This is a genomic window from Marinobacter sp. S0848L (assembly GCF_023016065.1).
Taxonomy (GTDB): Bacteria; Pseudomonadota; Gammaproteobacteria; order Pseudomonadales; family Oleiphilaceae; genus Marinobacter.
In genome coordinates this window covers 192,822-210,326 of sequence record NZ_JALKAQ010000005.1, presented here as the reverse complement: position 1 = coordinate 210,326, position 17,505 = coordinate 192,822, and the positions used below count along the sequence as shown (strand labels likewise).

Sequence of the window (17,505 nt, the reverse complement as noted above, 5' to 3'; positions counted from 1 at the left end):
GGTCTTACATGGCCTCGATTTCGGCTCGCTGTGCACTCAACCGTTGCAGGCTACCTTGGGCATCGCGCAGTTTGCCTTTCTCTTTTTCGATCACTTCAGCCGGAGCCTTGGCAGTGAACTTCTCATTGCTCAGCTTGCCTTCAACCCGGGCGATTTCTTTTTGCAAGCGATCCAGTTCTTTGTCGAGGCGTTTGAGCTCGGCATCTTTGTCGATCAGGCCAGCCATGGGAACCAGAACTTCCATCTCGCCAACCAACTGAGTGGCACTCATGGGGGCTTTTTCTGAACCCAGCCATTCCAGCTTCTCAAGCTTAGCCAAGGACATAAGGAACTGACGGTTGGCATTCAGGCGGTGTTCGTCTTCGCTGTTGCCGCCTTTCAGGAATACCGGTACCGGCTTGCCCGGGGAAATGTTCATCTCGCCACGGATGTTGCGTACTGCGACGATAACGCCTTTCACCCATTCGATGTCGGCTTTGGCGGTGGCGTCCTGTTTGCTCTCTTCCGGCTGCGGGAAGGGTTGCAGCATGATGCTGTCGCCGCTCTTGCCGGCCAGAGGCGCAATGCGCTGCCAGATTTCTTCGGTGATGTAAGGCATCATCGGGTGCGCCAGGCGCAGGATGGCTTCCAGAACCCGTACCAGCGTGCGGCGGGTGCCGCGCTTGGCTTCAACGCTGCCGCTGTCATTGCTCAGGCAGGGCTTGGCCAGTTCCAGGTACCAGTCGCAGTATTCGTTCCAGATGAACTCGTAGAGCGCGTAAGCCGCCAAATCGAAGCGGTACTGCTCAAGGTGACGAGTCACTTCCTGTTCGCAGTGCTGCAGCTCGCTGATGATCCAGCGATCCGCCAGCGACAGTTCTACGGGCTCGTCGTTCACACCGCAGTCTTCGCCTTCGGTGTTCATCAGCACGTAGCGCGCGGCGTTCCACAGCTTGTTGCAGAAGTTGCGGTAGCCTTCCAGTCGTTTCATGTCCCAGTTGATGTCACGGCCGGTGGTGGCCATGGCCGCCAGGGTGAAACGCAGGGCATCGGTGCCGTGGGCCGCGATGCCTTCCGGGAATTCCTTCTTGGTGCGCTTACCGATCTTTTCGGCCAGCTTGGGCTGCATGAGATTACCGGTGCGCTTTTCCAGCAGTTCGTCCAGGCCGATGCCGTCGATCATGTCCAGCGGATCGATGACGTTGCCCTTGGATTTGGACATCTTGTCACCGTGTTCGTCGCGGATCAGGCCGGTCACGTAAACGGTTTTGAACGGAACTTGCGGGGTGCCGTCTTCGTTTTTCATGAAGTGCATGGTCATCATGATCATCCGGGCAACCCAGAAGAAGATGATGTCGAATCCGGTGACCAGCACGTCGGTGGGGTGGAAGGTTTTCAGGCGTTCGGTGATTTCCGGCCAACCCAAGGTGCCAAAGGTCCACAGCGCGGAGCTGAACCAGGTGTCCAGTACGTCGTCGTCTTGTTTCAGTTCCAGATCGGCGGACAGGTTGTGCTTTTTGCGCACTTCGTCTTCGTCGCGCCCGACGTAGATGTTGCCTTCGGCATCGTACCAGGCCGGAATCCGGTGGCCCCACCAAAGCTGGCGGGAGATACACCAGTCCTGAATGTCCCGCATCCAGGAGAAGTACATGTTTTCGTACTGCTTGGGCACAAACTGGATACGACCGTCTTCTACCGCTTCAATGGCGGGCTTGGCCAGGGTTTTGGCATCGGCAAACCATTGATCGGTGAGCATAGGCTCAATGATCAGGCCTGAGCGGTCGCCACGGGGTACGCTCAGTACGTGATCTTCAACCTGTTGTACCAGGCCTTCGGCTTCCATGTCGGCAACGATTTGCTTACGCGCCGCTTCGCGGGTGAGGCCGGCGTAGGCCGCTGGCATGCGGCCGTCGATGTCGCTGTTTTCGGTGCCGTCGCTGTTGAAGACTTCGGCAACGTCACGAATATTGGCATCCTGGGTCAGGACGTTGATCATCGGCAGGTTGTTGCGTTTGCCGACGGCGTAGTCGTTAAAGTCGTGGGCCGGTGTGATTTTGACGCAGCCGGAGCCCTTTTCCGGGTCAGCGTGGTGGTCGGCCACAATCGGGATTCTGCGGTTTACCAGCGGCAGCATCACGTGCTTGCCGATCAGGTGCTGGTAACGTTCGTCGTCCGGGTGTACGGCTACGGCGGTGTCGCCCAGCATGGTTTCGGGACGGGTGGTGGCGACCACGACGTAGTCTTTGCCGTCTTGGGTGGTTGCGCCGTCAGCCAGCGGGTAGCGCAGGTGCCAGAAGAAGCCTTTTTCTTCTTTGTTTTCCACTTCCAGATCGGAGATGGCGGTGTGCAGTTTCGGGTCCCAGTTGACCAGTCGTTTGCCGCGGTAGACGAGGCCGTCTTCGTATAGGCGGATGAACACTTCCTGTACGGCTTTGTAGAAGCCATCGTCCATGGTGAAGCGTTCGTTGTCCCAGTCTACGGAGTTGCCAAGGCGGCGCATCTGGCGGGTGATGGTTCCGCCGGATTCTTCTTTCCAGTTCCAGATGCGTTTGATGAATTCTTCCCGCCCGAGGTCGTGGCGGGTTTTGCCTTCTTCTGCGGCGAGTTTGCGCTCAACAACCATTTGGGTGGCGATGCCGGCGTGGTCTGTGCCGACGGTCCAGACGGTGTTGTTGCCCTGCATGCGCTTGTAGCGGGTGAGGGTGTCCATGATGGTGTGCTGGAAGGCGTGGCCCATGTGCAGGCTGCCGGTCACGTTAGGTGGCGGGATAGCGATGCTGTAGGACTGGCCTTCTCCGCTGGGGCGGAAGTACCCTTTGGATTCCCAGTTTTCGTACCACTGGCGCTCGATGTTTTCTGGCTGGTAGGTTTTTTCCATGGGTTTCTGCAGTGACCGTTGGTTGATTCACGATGGGGAAGTTTGAAACCGGCCATTATACATGGTCGCTTTGGTTCGGGCGAACGTTCAGCTTCCGGTGCTCGTATATTCATAGCCTGCTTGTTTGGGTGTTAGCGAAGTTGGGACAGGCTTTCCAAAAACCGCTACAAGCTCGTCCCTGAGCGCTTCTCTCCGGCCATCCATGGCCTACGAAATTTTTGGAAAGCCTGTCCCAACTACGCTTATCAAACTCTGGCTTATTGTCGCACCCAAGTTTGTGCTGTTTCGATGTGCTTGGAAAGTCGTGAGCTACCGTATGCCTTTTGATGGGCAAACGTGTTAGTCAGCGTTTTCGCATGTCGTGTACCCGCGCTTCGATACCCAGCTTTCTAAGCTGTTTGTAGTGGCCGCGAGCTTGGTTGAGTACCCCCGGGTCGTTGTGGGCGACCAGTGCCAGCCTTCGGTATTGGTCGGCCTGTTCAGGCAGGGTGGAGGACAGGATGATGACGGTTTCCCAATCAGCAGCGGCCGGGGGGTAGAGCAGGATGCCGACAGGGTCGGAGCATGGGGCGCTCGGATCGGTTGCGATGCTGTGGGGGATGAAGGCGTCTGGGGTGAAGTTCCAGAGCAGGTCATCGAGTTCTTGCGCTTGTTGCTGGTTTTCGCAGAGCACGCACACGCGGTCGCCTTGCTGCCAGGCTTTGTCCACGAGTTTGGCGGCGTGGAGGTTGCGGGCGGCTGGGGTGTTTTTGGCGAGGATGTGGAACCAGTAGCGCTGGTTTTTGGCATCCTGGCCGGAGTTGCCGGCAGCTGAGCTGCCGGGCTCCGGGGGATTGCTTGGGTTGTTACCCTGCATGGGACATCAGGTAGTCGACCAGTAGGGGAACCGGACGGCCGGTTGCGCCTTTGGCTTTGCCGGAGTCCCAAGCCGTGCCGGCGATGTCAAGGTGGGCCCAGCGGTATTCTTTGGTGAACCGGGACAGGAAGCAGGCGGCTGTGATGGTGCCTGCCGGGCGGCCGCCGATGTTGGCGATGTCAGCGAAATTGCTGTCGAGCTGGCTTTGGTATTCGTCCCACAGAGGCAGGCGCCAGGCTCGGTCGCCGGTTTTTTCGCCAGCGGCCAGCAGTTCGTTGGCCAGTTCGTCGTCGTTGGCGAGCATACCGGTTGCCTGGTGGCCCAGGGCGATGATGCAGGCGCCGGTGAGGGTGGCCAGGTCGATGACGGTTTCAGGGTCGAACTTTTTCACGTAGGTGAGGGCGTCGCACAGTACCAGGCGGCCTTCAGCGTCGGTGTTGAGGATTTCAACGGTCTTGCCGCTCAGAGTGGTGACGATGTCGCCCGGGCGTGTTGCTGAGCCGTCTGGCATGTTTTCAGCGGCTGCGATAACGGCAACGACGTTGATGCTGGGCTTGGTTTCGGCCAGTACTTTCATAGTGCCGAATACGCTGGCGGAGCCGCCCATGTCGTATTTCATTTCGTCCATGCCAGCGCCGGGCTTGAGGCTGATGCCGCCGCTGTCAAAGGTGATGCCTTTGCCGACCAATACGTAAGGTTTTTCGTCGGCTTTGCCGCCACGGTATTCCATCACGATCAGGCGAGGAGGCTGCGTGCTGCCTTTGCCAACCGCCAGAATGGTGTTCATGCCCATGTCGGCCATCTGCTTCTCATCCAGTATTTCGGTTTTGATGCAGTCGTGTTCTTTGGCCATGTTTTGGGCTTGTTCTGCCAGCCATACGGGGTGGCAAACGTTTGGCGGGGTGTTGCCCAGGTCGCGGGTGTAGTTCATGCCACGGCCGGTGGCCAGGCCCAGATTGAAGGCGTCTTTCTGGGTTTGGTCGGCGTCAGACGCTTGTACGACAACGTTGTTCAATTTACGGGCAGGTGGTTGCTCGCTCTTGAATCCGGTGAAGGTGTAGAGCTGCTCTTCCAGAGTGCGGCCAAGCAGGTTCAGGCGAGCGTCTTCGGAAGAGGTGGCTTCTGAACCCTGAATCTCGGTGTCGGTCAGGCAGATGAAGACGCTGTTGGATGGCCCGTCTTTAAGTGCGCCTACGGCGGCAATGAGCGCTTTACGGTAGTTGGCCAAATTGCGTTCATCATCTTTGCCTGTGCCGACGACAATCACACGCTGCCAAGGTTGTTCAGTCAGGGGCAAGGTGGCGACGGAGGCGTTTTTGCCGGTCAGGTCGCCGGCTTGTTCCAGTTGTTTGATCAGCCCTCCCAATGCCTGGTCTGCTGCTTTGGTGGTTTCCGGCCATTCACCATTTTCGGGCAATCCGATAACGAGGCAGTCGGTGTTGGTCGCCGTGATGGCTTTACTGCTCAGGCTGAAATTCATGACAACTCCTGTTGTGTGATTCGAGTGTTGGGCTTGGCCCAGCGTTTTGCATGTTCTCTAGGATTGGGGTTAAAGCGCGAATAATCAAGCAGACGGCCTATATTGCCTGAATGGCTTTAATGGTTGAGTGCTTTACTGTCATTCAGTGGCAAGGTTACATAGAATACGCGCAGTTTCCTGTATCCACCATCTTCTAATCGGGCGCCACCAGAGAGACTGATTTGACTATCATTTTCCGTTACCTCATTCGCCAGATCATGGTGAGCATGTTCGCCGTTTCCGGCATTTTGTTGCTGGTTTTCATGAGTGGCCGGTTCATTAAGTATCTGGGCAGTGCCGCCGAGGGTGAAATTGCCGCCGGCGTTTTGTTTGCCATCATGGGTTACCGTTTCCCGGGGTTTCTCGAGCTGATTCTTCCACTGGGCTTGTTCATCGGCATATTGCTGGCTTATGGTCGCATGTACCTCGAAAGCGAGATGACGGTGTTGTTTGCATGTGGCGTGAGTGAGCGTCAATTGCTATCAAAAACGCTGCTCGGTGCCTTGCCGGTCATGTTCGTGGTGGGCGCTATGAGCTTGTATGTATCGCCCTGGGGCATGAAGCAGGTTGAGCAGATTTTCAACGAGCAGCGCAAAGCTACCGAGTTTGAGATGCTGGCACCGGGCCGGTTCCAGGATCTTAGCTCCGGTACCCGGGTTACCTATACTGAGTCTTTGAGCGACGACAAGCGTCAGTTACAAGGCGTTTTTATTGCGGAATACGGCCGGGATGGCGAAGGGGTTACGTTGATTACGGCCGAAACCGGCTCGCAGCTGATTGACGAAGAAACCGGTAGCCGGTTTTTGATTCTTGAAGACGGCGGGCGTTTTCAGGGCGTACCCGGACAGCTTGACCACAGTGTGACACTGTTTGAAGCCTACGGTTTGAAAATTCAAAGTGGTGAAGCCGGCACTAAACAGCTGGAAGAGGGGATTTCAACTCTCGACCTTTGGTATTCGGATGACCCCGAAGATCGAGCGTTGTTGCATTGGCGAATTTCTCTGCCGTTGATTGTTCCCATTATCACCTTGTTGGCGGTGCGCCTGAGTCGAGTGAACCCGAGGCAGGGCCGGTTCTTCCATTTGCTGCCTGCCATGTTGGTGTACATCACCTATCTCGGTTTGCTGATTGTTGCCAGAGATGCGCTGGCGGATGGCAAGGTGCCGGAGTGGCTGGGCATGTTGTGGGTTCACGCACTGTTCTTGACGCTCGGCTTGTGGCTGCAGTTTGGCCCGGCGTGGCTGAATCGTCGTCGCCTTGAAAAGGAGGCGAAGGCCCATGCGTAAGATTGATAACTACGTAATGAGCACCGTAGGCGGCGCCATGTTTCTGGTGATGGTGGTGGTGCTGTCGCTGGATCTGATTTTTGCGTTTATTGCCGAGCTTGAAGACACTCGCAATGGCTATCAGACCATGGAGGCGCTCTGGTATGTCGCGCTGACATTGCCCCGTCGTATTTATGATTACCTGCCTTTGGGCGCTTTCATGGGGTGCCTGGTCGGGCTGGGAACCATGGCCAGCTCGTCTGAATTGACGGTGATACGGGCCGCGGGCGTCTCTCTGAAGCGCATCGTTTGGTCGGCCATGAAGCCGGCGTTGATCGTCGTATTGTTGGGTGTATTTATTGGTGAATATGTGGCACCAACCACCGAGCGTATCGCTCAGAGCGATAAAGCGGTTGCAATGGGTGCCGGCAAGAACGTCGCTGAAGCTCATGGGGTTTGGCATCGGGAAGGGGATACCTTCATGCACTTGAACGCGGTGCAGCCCGACGGTGTGTTGGTGGGCGTTTCTTTGTTTGAGTTTGACGACGAGCGGCAACTGACCCAATCCAGTTTCGCGCAGAAGGCAGCCTTTCATGACGACCACTGGATTCTTGAAAACGTCGTCACTACTCGCATTGAAGACGAGCGCACGGTTCGTGAAGAGCAAGCATCCTTGCGCTGGGATACCGGCTTGTCCCCGGAAGTACTGAGTGTGCTGATCGTGAAGCCTGAAAACCTATCAATGACCGGGTTGTTCACCTATGCCCAGTACCTTGGGGAGCAAGGCCTTACGGCCGCCCAATATTGGCTGGCATTCTGGAAGAAAGCGCTAATGCCGTTGGGCACGGCGGTTATGGTGCTGGTGGCTATTTCCTTTGTGTTCGGGCCGCTGCGCTCGGTCACTATGGGGTTCCGGGTGTTTACCGGCTTGCTGGTGGGGCTGCTGTTCAAGTATATGCAGGATCTTTTGGGGCCGATGAGTATGGTTTACGGTTTCAATCCGATGATTGCCGTACTGGCACCGATACTGATCAATGCGGCGGTTGGGGCTGTGTTAATGAGGCGGGCCGGCTGAGCCGGCCCAAAGGCAGGTTACTTCTTGGTGGGTTTGGGTAAGGCCACAACCACGCTGTCGGACATACGGTCGGTAATCGAAAGACCGTTGATCGGGTAAAACAGGGCGACGATGGCCGGTACCGTCAGTAGCAATGTGACCGCGCCAAGGTAGTGGCCGCCGAGCATAGCCAGAAAAACCACGGCCGATGCGGTGCCGTAGCGCAGCAGAGACTGCGTCCAGCTCACCGATGTGCCGTCCAGATTTTCGATGCGTACGCGCCAAACCTGCATACCCAAGGTCTGGCCCGCGCGCGTCCAGAAATAAGCAAAAAACAGGTACAGCACAAGGAACAGGACAAACGTTAGCCCGGGGTCACCGGATAGCTGGCCTGCTTCCGCCATTTGCTCATAGGTATCCCAGCCTGTTATCCAGCCGGCAATCATGGTGTAGACCCAAGTGGTGACCAATAGCACAGCAATGCTGATCAGGCCGTCGTAGATGATGGCCAATGCCCGCTTTAATGCTGTGGCTGGCGGTAATAGTTCCTCGGCGTCGTGGAAGCGGCGGGGCATGGGTTCTCCTATGAGGTTTCACGTTTTTCATGTTCTCGGCGTGTGCTAGAGTAGCGGATTTGCACACGCATGTAAGTATTCGTATTCAATCGCGGACCTGCCGGCTGCTCGGCGGGTTTCTGGAAAGGTATCAAAGGGCTATGAAAACCGCAGAGTTGCGACAGACGTTCCTCGATTATTTCAAACAGCACGGTCACGCTATTGTTCCAAGCAGTTCGCTGGTGCCAGCGGACGATCCAACCTTGCTGTTTACCAACGCGGGCATGAACCAGTTCAAGGATACCTTCCTTGGTCGGGAAGAGCGCGATTACACCCGGGCAACTTCAACCCAGAAGTGTGTGCGCGCGGGCGGCAAGCATAACGATCTCGAAAACGTGGGCTACACCGCCCGTCATCACACTTTTTTCGAGATGCTGGGCAACTTCAGCTTTGGTGATTACTTCAAGCGTGAAGCCATCAATTTTGCCTGGACCTTTCTGACCGGAGATGAATGGCTGAATTTACCGACAGAAAAACTGTGGGTGACCGTTTACGCCGATGACGATGAAGCCTTCGATATCTGGAATAGAGAAGTCGGCGTGCCTGCTGATCGCATCGTACGCATTGGCGACAACAAAGGTGCCCGCTACGCCTCCGATAACTTCTGGCAGATGGGTGATACCGGTCCTTGCGGCCCCTGCACCGAAATTTTTTACGACCATGGCCCGGATGTGTCGGGTGGCCCTCCCGGCAGCCCGGAAGAAGACGGTGACCGCTACATCGAAATCTGGAACGTGGTGTTCATGCAGTACAACCGCACTGCCGATGGTGAAATGCTGAACCTGCCTAAGCCTTCTGTTGATACCGGTATGGGTCTTGAGCGCATCGCGGCGGTGTTGCAGGGCGTGCACAGCAACTACGAGATTGATTTGTTCCAGGATCTGCTGAAAGCGGCTTCTGAAATTCTAGGTGGTGCAGCAACGACCGAAGCCTCTCTGCGTGTTGTAGCGGACCACATTCGCTCCTGCTCGTTCCTGATTGCAGATGGCGTTATGCCCTCCAATGAAGGACGAGGTTTTGTACTGCGTCGGATCATTCGACGGGCTGCTCGCCATGGTAACAAGCTGGGCGCGAACGGGCCGTTCTTCCACGAGTTGGCCAAGCCTTTGGCGGATCTGATGGGCGATGCCTTCCCGCAGCTGGTCAGCAGTTTGAAGCAGATCGAGAAGGTGCTGCTGCAAGAGGAAGAGCAGTTCGCTAAAACGCTCGACAAAGGTCTGCGTTTGCTTGAGCAAGACATTGCCGAGCTCAACGGTAATGAGATTCCTGGCGAAACGGTGTTCACGCTTTATGACACCTACGGTTTCCCGGTGGACCTCACCAACGACATCGCTCGTGAGCGTGGTCTGACTCTGGACTACGCCGGCTATGAAAAAGCGATGGAAGCCCAGCGTGAACGGGCGAGGGCGGCCAGTAAGTTCGGCATTGATTACAACGCCGAAGGCCTCAGCATTGAGGGTGAAACCGAGTTTACCGGTTACGATCACATCGATGGCAAAGAGCGCGTACGCTTGGTGCTGGTTGATGGCGAAGAGCGTAAGGCGGTTGTCGGTGATGATTGTGTGGTTGTGCTGGAGCGTACGCCGTTCTATGCCGAATCTGGCGGTCAGGTGGGTGATACAGGTCTTCTGACGTGGGAGGGTGGTCGCTTCGAAGTGGCAGATACGCGAAAAGACGGGGATAACCACCTGCACGTGGGGAAACTTGTTGAAGGCGAGTTGAGCCCGGGCCAAGAGGTGGATGCCCGTATCGATCACGAGCGTCGCGAGCGCACCAAGCGCAACCACTCCGCAACGCACCTTCTGCACGCGGCACTCCGAAAGGTGTTGGGTGAGCACGTTAATCAGAAAGGTTCACTGGTTGATCCGGACAAGCTGCGCTTTGACTTCTCCCATTTTGAAGCGGTTACACCCGAGCAATTGAAAGAAATTGAGCGCCAGGTGAATGAGCAAGTGCTTCAGAACACGCCGGTTGAAATTGACGTTACAGACATGGAAACCGCCCAGGAAAAAGGCGCCATGGCTCTGTTTGGTGAAAAGTACGGTGACGTCGTCCGCGTGTTGAGTATGGGGTCTGAACGATATTCAGTGGAACTTTGTGGCGGTACGCACGTGTCTCGTACAGGCGATATCGGCATGATGCGAATTACCTCTGAAAGTGGTATCTCCTCTGGCGTTCGTCGTATTGAGGCTGTCACCGGTTTGGGGGCGTTGGCATGGGTTGATGAAGTTGACAGCACGCTGCGTGAAACCGCCAAGCTTGTGAAGGCGACTCGGGAAACCGTGGTAGACAAAGTTCAGCAAACACTGGATCGCAACCGTCAGCTGGAAAAAGAAATCTCCGCTATGAAGGCGAAACTGGCCAGTTCGGCCGGTAGTGACCTGGCGGCTTCGGCTGTGCAGGTGGGTGACCTTAAAGTGGTAGCGGCCCAGATGGATGGTGCGGATCGCAAGTCTCTGATGGAAACCGCTGACCAGCTTAAGAACAAGTTGGGTGAAGGTGTGGTTGTGCTGGCTACTATCGAAGGTGGCAAAGTGGTGTTGGTTGCGGGCGTTACCAAATCGGCAATAGGCAAGGTTAAAGCCGGCGATTTGATGAAGCATTTGTGCGCCCAGGTTGACGGCAAAGGCGGTGGTCGCCCGGACATGGCTCAGGGCGGTGGTAATGATGCGTCGAAACTGGCGGATGCTCTGGCGGGTGTGCCTGCCTGGGTTGAAGGAAATATCCAGTAAGGCGCTGTTTTCCGAAGCGGGCACGGGTTTATAATTCGCTCGCTTAATACGATGGCGGGGCCTTTAGGTTCCGCTTTGGGTCCCCGGTTCGGAGTTTGGCTAAGCATGGCTCTGTTGGTTCAAAAGTTTGGAGGTACATCCGTCGGAACAACCGAGCGGATTGAAGCGGTGGCCGAGAAGGTATGTCGGTTCCGCAAAGAAGGTCATGATGTCGTTGTCGTGGTGTCCGCAATGAGCGGTGAGACGAATCGTCTGATCGCATTGGCCGGTGACATTATGGATGAGCCCACACCGCGAGAAATGGATGTGTTGGTATCAACCGGTGAGCAGGTCACCATTGCCCTGTTGTCCATGGCGCTGCAAAAGCGTGGTTGTGATGCGCGTTCATACACCGGTGGTCAGGTTCGTATTTTGACGGACAACAGCCACAATAAAGCTCGTATCAAGGATATTGACGCTCACCGCATGCAGGCTGATCTAGATGCTGGCCGCGTGATTGTCGTGGCGGGTTTTCAGGGCGTGGACGAGCAAGGAAACATCACGACCTTGGGGCGTGGCGGTTCCGATACCACGGCTGTTGCACTGGCGGCCGCTCTGAAGGCGGATGAATGTCAGATCTACACCGATGTGGATGGCGTGTATACGACCGATCCGCGTGTGGTAGACAGTGCACGGCGGCTGGATCGTATTACATTTGAAGAAATGCTCGAAATGGCGAGTCTGGGTTCAAAAGTTCTCCAGATCCGCGCTGTTGAATTTGCAGGTAAATACAACGTTCCATTAAGGGTGCTTTCCAGTTTTGAGGACGGTGAAGGAACCCTGATTACTTTTGAGGATGATACAGCCATGGAACAACCGGTTGTTTCCGGCATAGCGTTTAACCGTGACGAAGCCAAACTGACGATTTCTGGTGTGCCGGACACTCCTGGCAGTGCACTGGGTATTCTGAAGCCGATCAGTGATGCCAATATTGAAGTGGACATGATTGTTCAGAACGTTGGGCAGGATAACAAGACTGCCTTCACATTCACGGTAAATCGTCCGGACCTGAAGCGCGCTCAGGATATTTTGAATCGCATTTCAGAAGACATCGGTGCCGGTGAGGTTATTGGTGACAGCAAGATAGCGAAAGTCAGCATCGTAGGTGTGGGTATGCGCTCACATGCAGGTGTCGCGACGCAGATGTTTGAAGCGCTGTCCAAAGAGGGCATCAACATACAGATGATCTCCACATCTGAAATCAAAGTTTCGGTGGTGATCGATGAGAAGTATCTCGAGCTGGCCGTTCGTGCGTTGCACAGTACGTTCGGATTGGAAAATGCTGAGGTAGACGAGAACGCTTGAAAGCAGGATGCTAGCGGGCGAACTTGAGGGTCATTGGATATTTCTATCAGGAACTATTTTGGCATAAGTGTTATTGCGTCTATAGTTTGATAGGTGATCCCTTTATAAAAGCAATAAGTACAAAGTAGTGACAGTCGGAACAGATAGCTTTGCAATTAGGGAGTATGGAACATGCTTATTTTAACTCGCCGTGTTGGCGAAACTCTGATGATCGGTGACGAGGTAACCGTTACCGTTCTGGGGGTTAAGGGGAATCAGGTTCGTATCGGGGTGAATGCTCCTAAAGACGTGGCGGTTCACCGTGAAGAAATCTATCAGCGTATTCAGTCCGAAAAAGGCTCAGATGAGCCGGAACCGGGCAATAGTTGATCAGAAAAAAGCCGCTCAGGGACAACTTGAGCGGCTTTTTAAATTTTAGGGAAAAATGATTAGAAAAATATCGTGTCAACCCTATGAAAACAGAAAAGTTGTGGTAGTATACGCACCGTTCTCAAGGAGAGGTGGGTGAGTGGCTGAAACCAGTTCCCTGCTAAGGAACCGTACGAGCAATCGTACCGAGGGTTCGAATCCCTCCCTCTCCGCCATTTTCCTTCGGGAAAGTGAGAACAGGTTGAAGTTGCTTTCAACCACATGCGACTAGATGTGCGGCTGTAGCTCAGCTGGATAGAGTACCTGGCTACGAACCAGGCGGTCGGAGGTTCGAATCCTCCCAGCCGCGCCATTTTTCGCAAACAAGTTTTTAGCGGCTGTAGCTCAGCTGGATAGAGTACCTGGCTACGAACCAGGCGGTCGGAGGTTCGAATCCTCCCAGCCGCGCCATATTAAAGTCGAGCGCCCCGGATTGTGTAACCCACAGCCGGGGCGTTTTGCTTTCTGCGTTACCAATTATGAGGTGCGCAATAAAAAACCGCTTCGTTATTGAAGCGGTTTTTTTGTTTCTACGCTTACTACCACATGAGATCGTCGGGTATTTCGTAGCCGGCATAGGGATCGTCGTCGCCCTGGTCTTCCGCCGTGCGGTCGTGCAGAACCACCACGGCTGTTTCGTCCCGCTCCATAATCTTGCGAGCGACACCTTCAGCAACGAGTTCGTATTCGCCGTTAACAAAGACAACCGCTAAACGGCCGCGTGACAGTTGATCGACCATCTGGTCGTCTACGAAGATCTTTTTGATCTTTTTCTCGTGCACAAACTGATAAGACGTTTCTCCGCGGCTGCGATCGAGTCGATTGGTTTCGACCAGTTGGCGAATCTGCGCCTGAATGGCTTTTCTATCCGCTTCTTTCTGGCGTTCAAGGTTCAGTTGGCGGTCGCGCTCGGCTTGTTCAAGACGGGCCTGGCGTGCACGCTCCTCAACCTCGTTAACTTGTGTTGCGCCCTTGGGTTGTTGCTTGCGTTGTTTGCGCTTCTCAGAGCGAATAGTGCGGGCCTTTTTCTCGTCGGCAAGCCCGGCTTTGAGTAATTGATCCTGCAAAGACGCCATCAGTGACTCCGTAGATTCGTGATAAACTTAACCAAATTATCTCTAGTATACGCCGTCAGAGCGAACGCAATCACCCATCATTATTCACCCCACGGATTTTTCTATGTCTTCTTTTAAAGAGCTTGGCCTTTCTTCGACCATGCTGGCTAACCTTGAGCAGCTGGGCTTCGCGCAGCCGACCGGTATCCAAGTAAAAGCGCTGCCGCCGGCGTTGGCGGGCAAAGACGTCATCGCCATGGCTCAAACCGGAAGTGGCAAAACCGCTGCTTTCGGCATTCCACTGATTGAAAAGCTTCAGCCTAAGCGGTTCAAAGTTCAGGCGCTGGTGCTTTGTCCTACCCGAGAGCTGGCGGACCAAGTGGCCAAAGCATTACGGGAGCTGGCCCGGGCTAAAGAAAACGTCAAAGTACTGACTTTGTGCGGTGGTGTATCTATTGGTCCCCAGATCGGCTCGCTCAGCCATGGCGCCCACATTATTGTGGGTACTCCGGGGCGGGTTGAAGATCACCTGAGAAAGGGAACCTTGTCGTTGGAGAATTTGAGCACGCTGGTTCTGGATGAAGCGGATCGCATGCTTGATATGGGGTTTGAGGATGTTGTGGCAGGCATTCTTTCGCAAACGCCTTCCTCCCGGCAGACCTTGTTGTTCTCAGCGACGTGGCCGATGCCTATCCGCACCTTGAGTGAGCGTTTTCAGGTGGATCCGGAAGATGTTCGGATCGAGGTGAATGACTCGACCGCTACGATTGAAGAGCTGTTTTACGAGATTGCGTCCGGGCAGGAAGTGGATGCGGTGGCTGCGTTGCTATCGCGGTTCCAGCCGACGGCGAGTTTGGTGTTTTGTACAACCAAGCGGGACTGCGACGATCTGGCCGCGTCGTTGAGACAGATGGGGTTCGCGGCGTCTGCGTTGCACGGCGATCTGGAGCAGAGAGAGCGTGACAGCACGTTGGTGCAGTTTGCGAATCAAAGTTGCACCGTTTTGGTCGCGACCGATGTGGCGGCTCGCGGTTTGGATATTAAAGGTCTGCCGCTGGTTATCAATGCTGAGCCGGCACGTGACCCGGAAGTTTATACCCACCGGATCGGTCGTACAGGCCGTGCGGGCGAGCAGGGGCATGCGGTGACTTTGTGTACGCCAAAGCAGGGTCACAAGATCACTCGGCTGGAAAGTGCACGAGGCATGTCAGCAGAGTGGGGGGATACCGCTCAACTGCTTGCAGAGCCGGTTCGGCCTGTTGCTCCGCCGATGAAAACGCTGTGTCTTGCCGGAGGGCGTAAAGAGAAGGTTCGCCGCGGTGACGTGTTGGGTGCGTTAACGGGTGAGGCGGGCATTCCCGGTTCTGCGGTAGGGAAGATCGATCTGTTTGATTTTCAGTGTTTCGTAGCGGTCGAAGTGGCTTGGGCTGGCAAAGCATTGTCGCGGTTGGAGCAGGGAAAAGTGAAGGGGCGAAAAATGCGCGTGCGTTATGCCTGAATAGGGTGATTTGCCCGAGTGTATAGAACCGTTTTTTGCGATCTTCGCTCGGGAAATCCCTATAGAAAAATATGCTTTTGGTTGCTCCAGAACAATGAAACCGGTAAATTACGCAGGATTTTGCCTCCCGTTTTGATTTCACAAGCTACTAGGCATTTGTCTGGAAGAGGGTGATTGAGGCGGGGAAATCACAAACCAATACAGGTAGCTGTTCACTATGAATGAGCTGATGTCAAACGCCGTAGATTTGATGATCGCCGGTATGGGCTTCGTGTTCGCGTTTCTGGTTATTCTGGTATTCGCAACAGGCCTGATGTCGAAGATCATTCTGCGGCTTGCTCCGCCAGAGCCGGCAACCCCGGCCAGAACGCCACGTGCCAAGCCCAAGGCGCCAACGTCGGTTGACCCTGACACCGCCGAGGCCATTAAGAAGGCGATTGCACAATACCGGTCACGCCACAAGAAGTGACCCGGGAACGGATTAGAACCTTTTAACAGAAGGCTGACACGATGACTGACACGAAAAAACCGCTGGGGATTACGGACGTAATTTTACGTGACGCCCACCAATCCCTGCTTGCCACCCGCATGCGTCTGGACGACATGCTGCCGATTGCCGAGAAACTCGATCAAGTCGGTTTCTGGTCTTTGGAATCTTGGGGTGGTGCTACCTTTGACTCCTGCATTCGTTACCTGGGCGAAGACCCCTGGGAGCGTATCCGCGAACTGAAAAAAGTAATGCCTAACACGCCACAGCAGATGTTGCTGCGTGGCCAGAACCTGCTGGGCTACCGTCATTACGCGGATGACGTGGTAGAGCGTTTTGTAGATCGTGCTGCCGAAAACGGCGTTGATGTGTTCCGTATCTTCGATGCGATGAACGATCCTCGCAACTTGGCGACTGCTATTAAAGCGGTTCGTAAAACAGGAAAGCATGCTCAGGGCACTATTTCTTACACCACCAGCCCTGTGCACACTCTTGATATGTGGGTTGAGTTGGCAAAAGAAGTCGCCGACATGGGTGCCGACTCCATCGCCATCAAAGACATGGCCGGTATTCTGAAGCCCTACGTTGCCTACGACCTGGTCAGCCGCCTGAAGAAAGAATTGGATATCCCGATTCACATGCAGTGCCACGCCACCACGGGCATGTCTACTGCTACGGCGATCAAAGCTGCGGAAGCGGGTATCGACAACGTAGATACCGCTATCTCTTCCATGAGTATGACTTACGGTCATTCGCCCACTGAAGCAGTGGTTGCGATTCTGGAAGGTACCGACCGTGATACCGGCCTGGATCTGAACCTGCTTGAAGAAATTGCTTCCTACTTCCGCGAAGTTCGTAAGAAGTATGCGAAGTTTGAAGGTAGCCTGCGTGGTACAGACTCCCGAATCCTGATTGCTCAGGTTCCGGGTGGCATGCTGACCAACATGGAAAACCAGCTGCGCGAGCAGAACGCGACTGACAAGTTCGACGAAGTTCTTGCCGAAATTCCAAAGGTACGTGAAGACCTGGGTTACATCCCGCTGGTAACTCCGACGTCTCAGATTGTAGGTACTCAGGCTGTTCTGAACGTACTGACCGGTGAGCGCTACAAGTCTATCTCCAAAGAAACCTCTGCGATCCTGAAGGGCGAGTACGGCTCTGCACCGGCGCCGTTCAACAAAGAGCTGCAAGAGCGCGTTCTGGATGGTGCCGAAGCAATTACTTGTCGCCCGGCAGACAACATTGAGCCTGAAATGGACAAGTTGACTGCAGAGCTGAAAGGCCTGGCAGGCGAGAAGGGCATTAAGCTGGCTGAGCAGGAAGTAGACGACGTTCTAACTTACGCACTGTTCCCGCAGATTGGCCTGAAGTTCCTGGAGAACCGTGGCAATGCAGACGCTTTCGAGCCAGTACCAAGTGCTGACGACGTGGCTCCGGCCAAGAAAGCTGAAGGACCTGAGAACTACACCGTTGAGGTGAACGGCCAGAAGTACGTTGTTGCCGTTACCGAAGGTGGTGAAATCAGCCAGATCGAAGGCCAGGGCGGTTCCAGCGCGGCCCCGGCGGCGGCTGCTCCAGTACCTGCCGGCGGCGGTGAGCCTGTTAGCGCGCCGTTGAGCGGCAACATCTGGAAGGTTCTGGTTTCTCCTGGAGACACGGTTGAAGAAGGTGACGTGCTGATCATTCTCGAGGCCATGAAAATGGAAACCGAGATTCGCGCGTCCAAGGCCGGAACCATCGGTGAAGTCTTCATCAAAGTCGGTGATGCCGTCTCTGTTGATGATGAAATGCTGACAATCGCATAAGGGCCAGCATT

13 protein-coding genes and 3 tRNA genes are annotated in these 17,505 nt (G+C 55.1%); 11 read left to right on the top strand and 5 right to left on the bottom strand.

Features of this window, described 5'->3' with window-relative positions; all coding sequences use genetic code 11:
* Positions 1–4: 4 nt before the first annotated feature.
* From MWU64_RS08830 to MWU64_RS08820, 3 genes are all read right to left on the bottom strand, one after another.
* On the bottom strand, positions 5–2,857 hold the full coding sequence (locus MWU64_RS08830; protein ID WP_247063570.1) for a valine--tRNA ligase: 2,853 nt from the start codon (positions 2,855–2,857) through the stop codon (positions 5–7).
* Positions 2,858–3,200: 343 nt separating this feature from the next.
* A complete protein-coding gene (locus MWU64_RS08825) occupies positions 3,201–3,713 on the bottom strand; it encodes a DNA polymerase III subunit chi (RefSeq protein WP_247063569.1) in 513 nt (170 codons plus the stop codon).
* Positions 3,703–5,193: a leucyl aminopeptidase gene (locus MWU64_RS08820; protein ID WP_247063568.1), complete on the bottom strand. Its 1,491-nt coding sequence runs from the start codon at positions 5,191–5,193 to the stop codon at positions 3,703–3,705. The genes MWU64_RS08825 and MWU64_RS08820 overlap by 11 nt, the downstream gene beginning before the upstream one ends.
* 221 nt (positions 5,194–5,414) lie before the next feature.
* Between MWU64_RS08820 and lptF the strand changes: the two genes are divergently transcribed.
* Both lptF and lptG read left to right on the top strand, forming a co-directional pair.
* Positions 5,415–6,518: an LPS export ABC transporter permease LptF gene (gene lptF, locus MWU64_RS08815; RefSeq protein ID WP_247063567.1), complete on the top strand. Its 1,104-nt coding sequence runs from the start codon at positions 5,415–5,417 to the stop codon at positions 6,516–6,518.
* Positions 6,511–7,572: an LPS export ABC transporter permease LptG gene (gene lptG, locus MWU64_RS08810; RefSeq protein ID WP_247063566.1), complete on the top strand. Its 1,062-nt coding sequence runs from the start codon at positions 6,511–6,513 to the stop codon at positions 7,570–7,572. The genes lptF and lptG overlap by 8 nt, the downstream gene beginning before the upstream one ends.
* Positions 7,573–7,589: 17 nt before the next feature.
* Here the strand turns inward: lptG and MWU64_RS08805 are convergent, their stop codons facing one another.
* On the bottom strand, positions 7,590–8,126 hold the full coding sequence (locus MWU64_RS08805) for an RDD family protein (RefSeq protein ID WP_247063565.1): 537 nt from the start codon (positions 8,124–8,126) through the stop codon (positions 7,590–7,592).
* 140 nt (positions 8,127–8,266) lie between these two features.
* On the opposite strand from MWU64_RS08805, the gene alaS reads away from it, so the two are divergent.
* The 6 genes from alaS to MWU64_RS08775 all read left to right on the top strand — a co-directional run bounded on the left by alaS (position 8,267) and on the right by MWU64_RS08775 (position 13,060).
* Entirely contained in the window at positions 8,267–10,897 is a 2,631-nt protein-coding gene (gene alaS / locus MWU64_RS08800; RefSeq protein ID WP_247063564.1) for an alanine--tRNA ligase, read from the top strand.
* Positions 10,898–11,002: 105 nt separating this feature from the next.
* Positions 11,003–12,241: an aspartate kinase gene (locus tag MWU64_RS08795; RefSeq protein ID WP_247063563.1), complete on the top strand. Its 1,239-nt coding sequence runs from the start codon at positions 11,003–11,005 to the stop codon at positions 12,239–12,241.
* Between the two features lie 171 nt (positions 12,242–12,412).
* Positions 12,413–12,610 (top strand): carbon storage regulator CsrA, encoded by a 198-nt coding sequence (gene csrA / locus MWU64_RS08790; protein WP_133005221.1) that lies wholly within the window; start codon positions 12,413–12,415, stop codon positions 12,608–12,610.
* 125 nt (positions 12,611–12,735) lie between these two features.
* Positions 12,736–12,825 (top strand) — tRNA-Ser (locus MWU64_RS08785).
* A gap of 60 nt (positions 12,826–12,885) precedes the next feature.
* A tRNA-Arg gene (locus MWU64_RS08780) sits at positions 12,886–12,962 on the top strand.
* Positions 12,963–12,983: 21 nt separating this feature from the next.
* Positions 12,984–13,060 (top strand) — tRNA-Arg (locus MWU64_RS08775).
* A gap of 128 nt (positions 13,061–13,188) precedes the next feature.
* Here MWU64_RS08775 and MWU64_RS08770 read toward each other — a convergent pair.
* On the bottom strand, positions 13,189–13,725 hold the full coding sequence (locus tag MWU64_RS08770; RefSeq protein ID WP_247063562.1) for a DUF2058 domain-containing protein: 537 nt from the start codon (positions 13,723–13,725) through the stop codon (positions 13,189–13,191).
* 103 nt (positions 13,726–13,828) lie between these two features.
* Between MWU64_RS08770 and dbpA the strand changes: the two genes are divergently transcribed.
* From dbpA to oadA, 3 genes are all read left to right on the top strand, one after another.
* Positions 13,829–15,202, top strand: coding sequence for an ATP-dependent RNA helicase DbpA (gene dbpA / locus MWU64_RS08765; protein WP_247063560.1), 1,374 nt, complete (start codon positions 13,829–13,831; stop codon positions 15,200–15,202).
* Between the two features lie 217 nt (positions 15,203–15,419).
* Positions 15,420–15,671: an OadG family protein gene (locus MWU64_RS08760; protein WP_114335687.1), complete on the top strand. Its 252-nt coding sequence runs from the start codon at positions 15,420–15,422 to the stop codon at positions 15,669–15,671.
* Between the two features lie 41 nt (positions 15,672–15,712).
* Entirely contained in the window at positions 15,713–17,494 is a 1,782-nt protein-coding gene (oadA, locus tag MWU64_RS08755; protein WP_247063558.1) for a sodium-extruding oxaloacetate decarboxylase subunit alpha, read from the top strand.
* Positions 17,495–17,505: the final 11 nt, after the last annotated feature.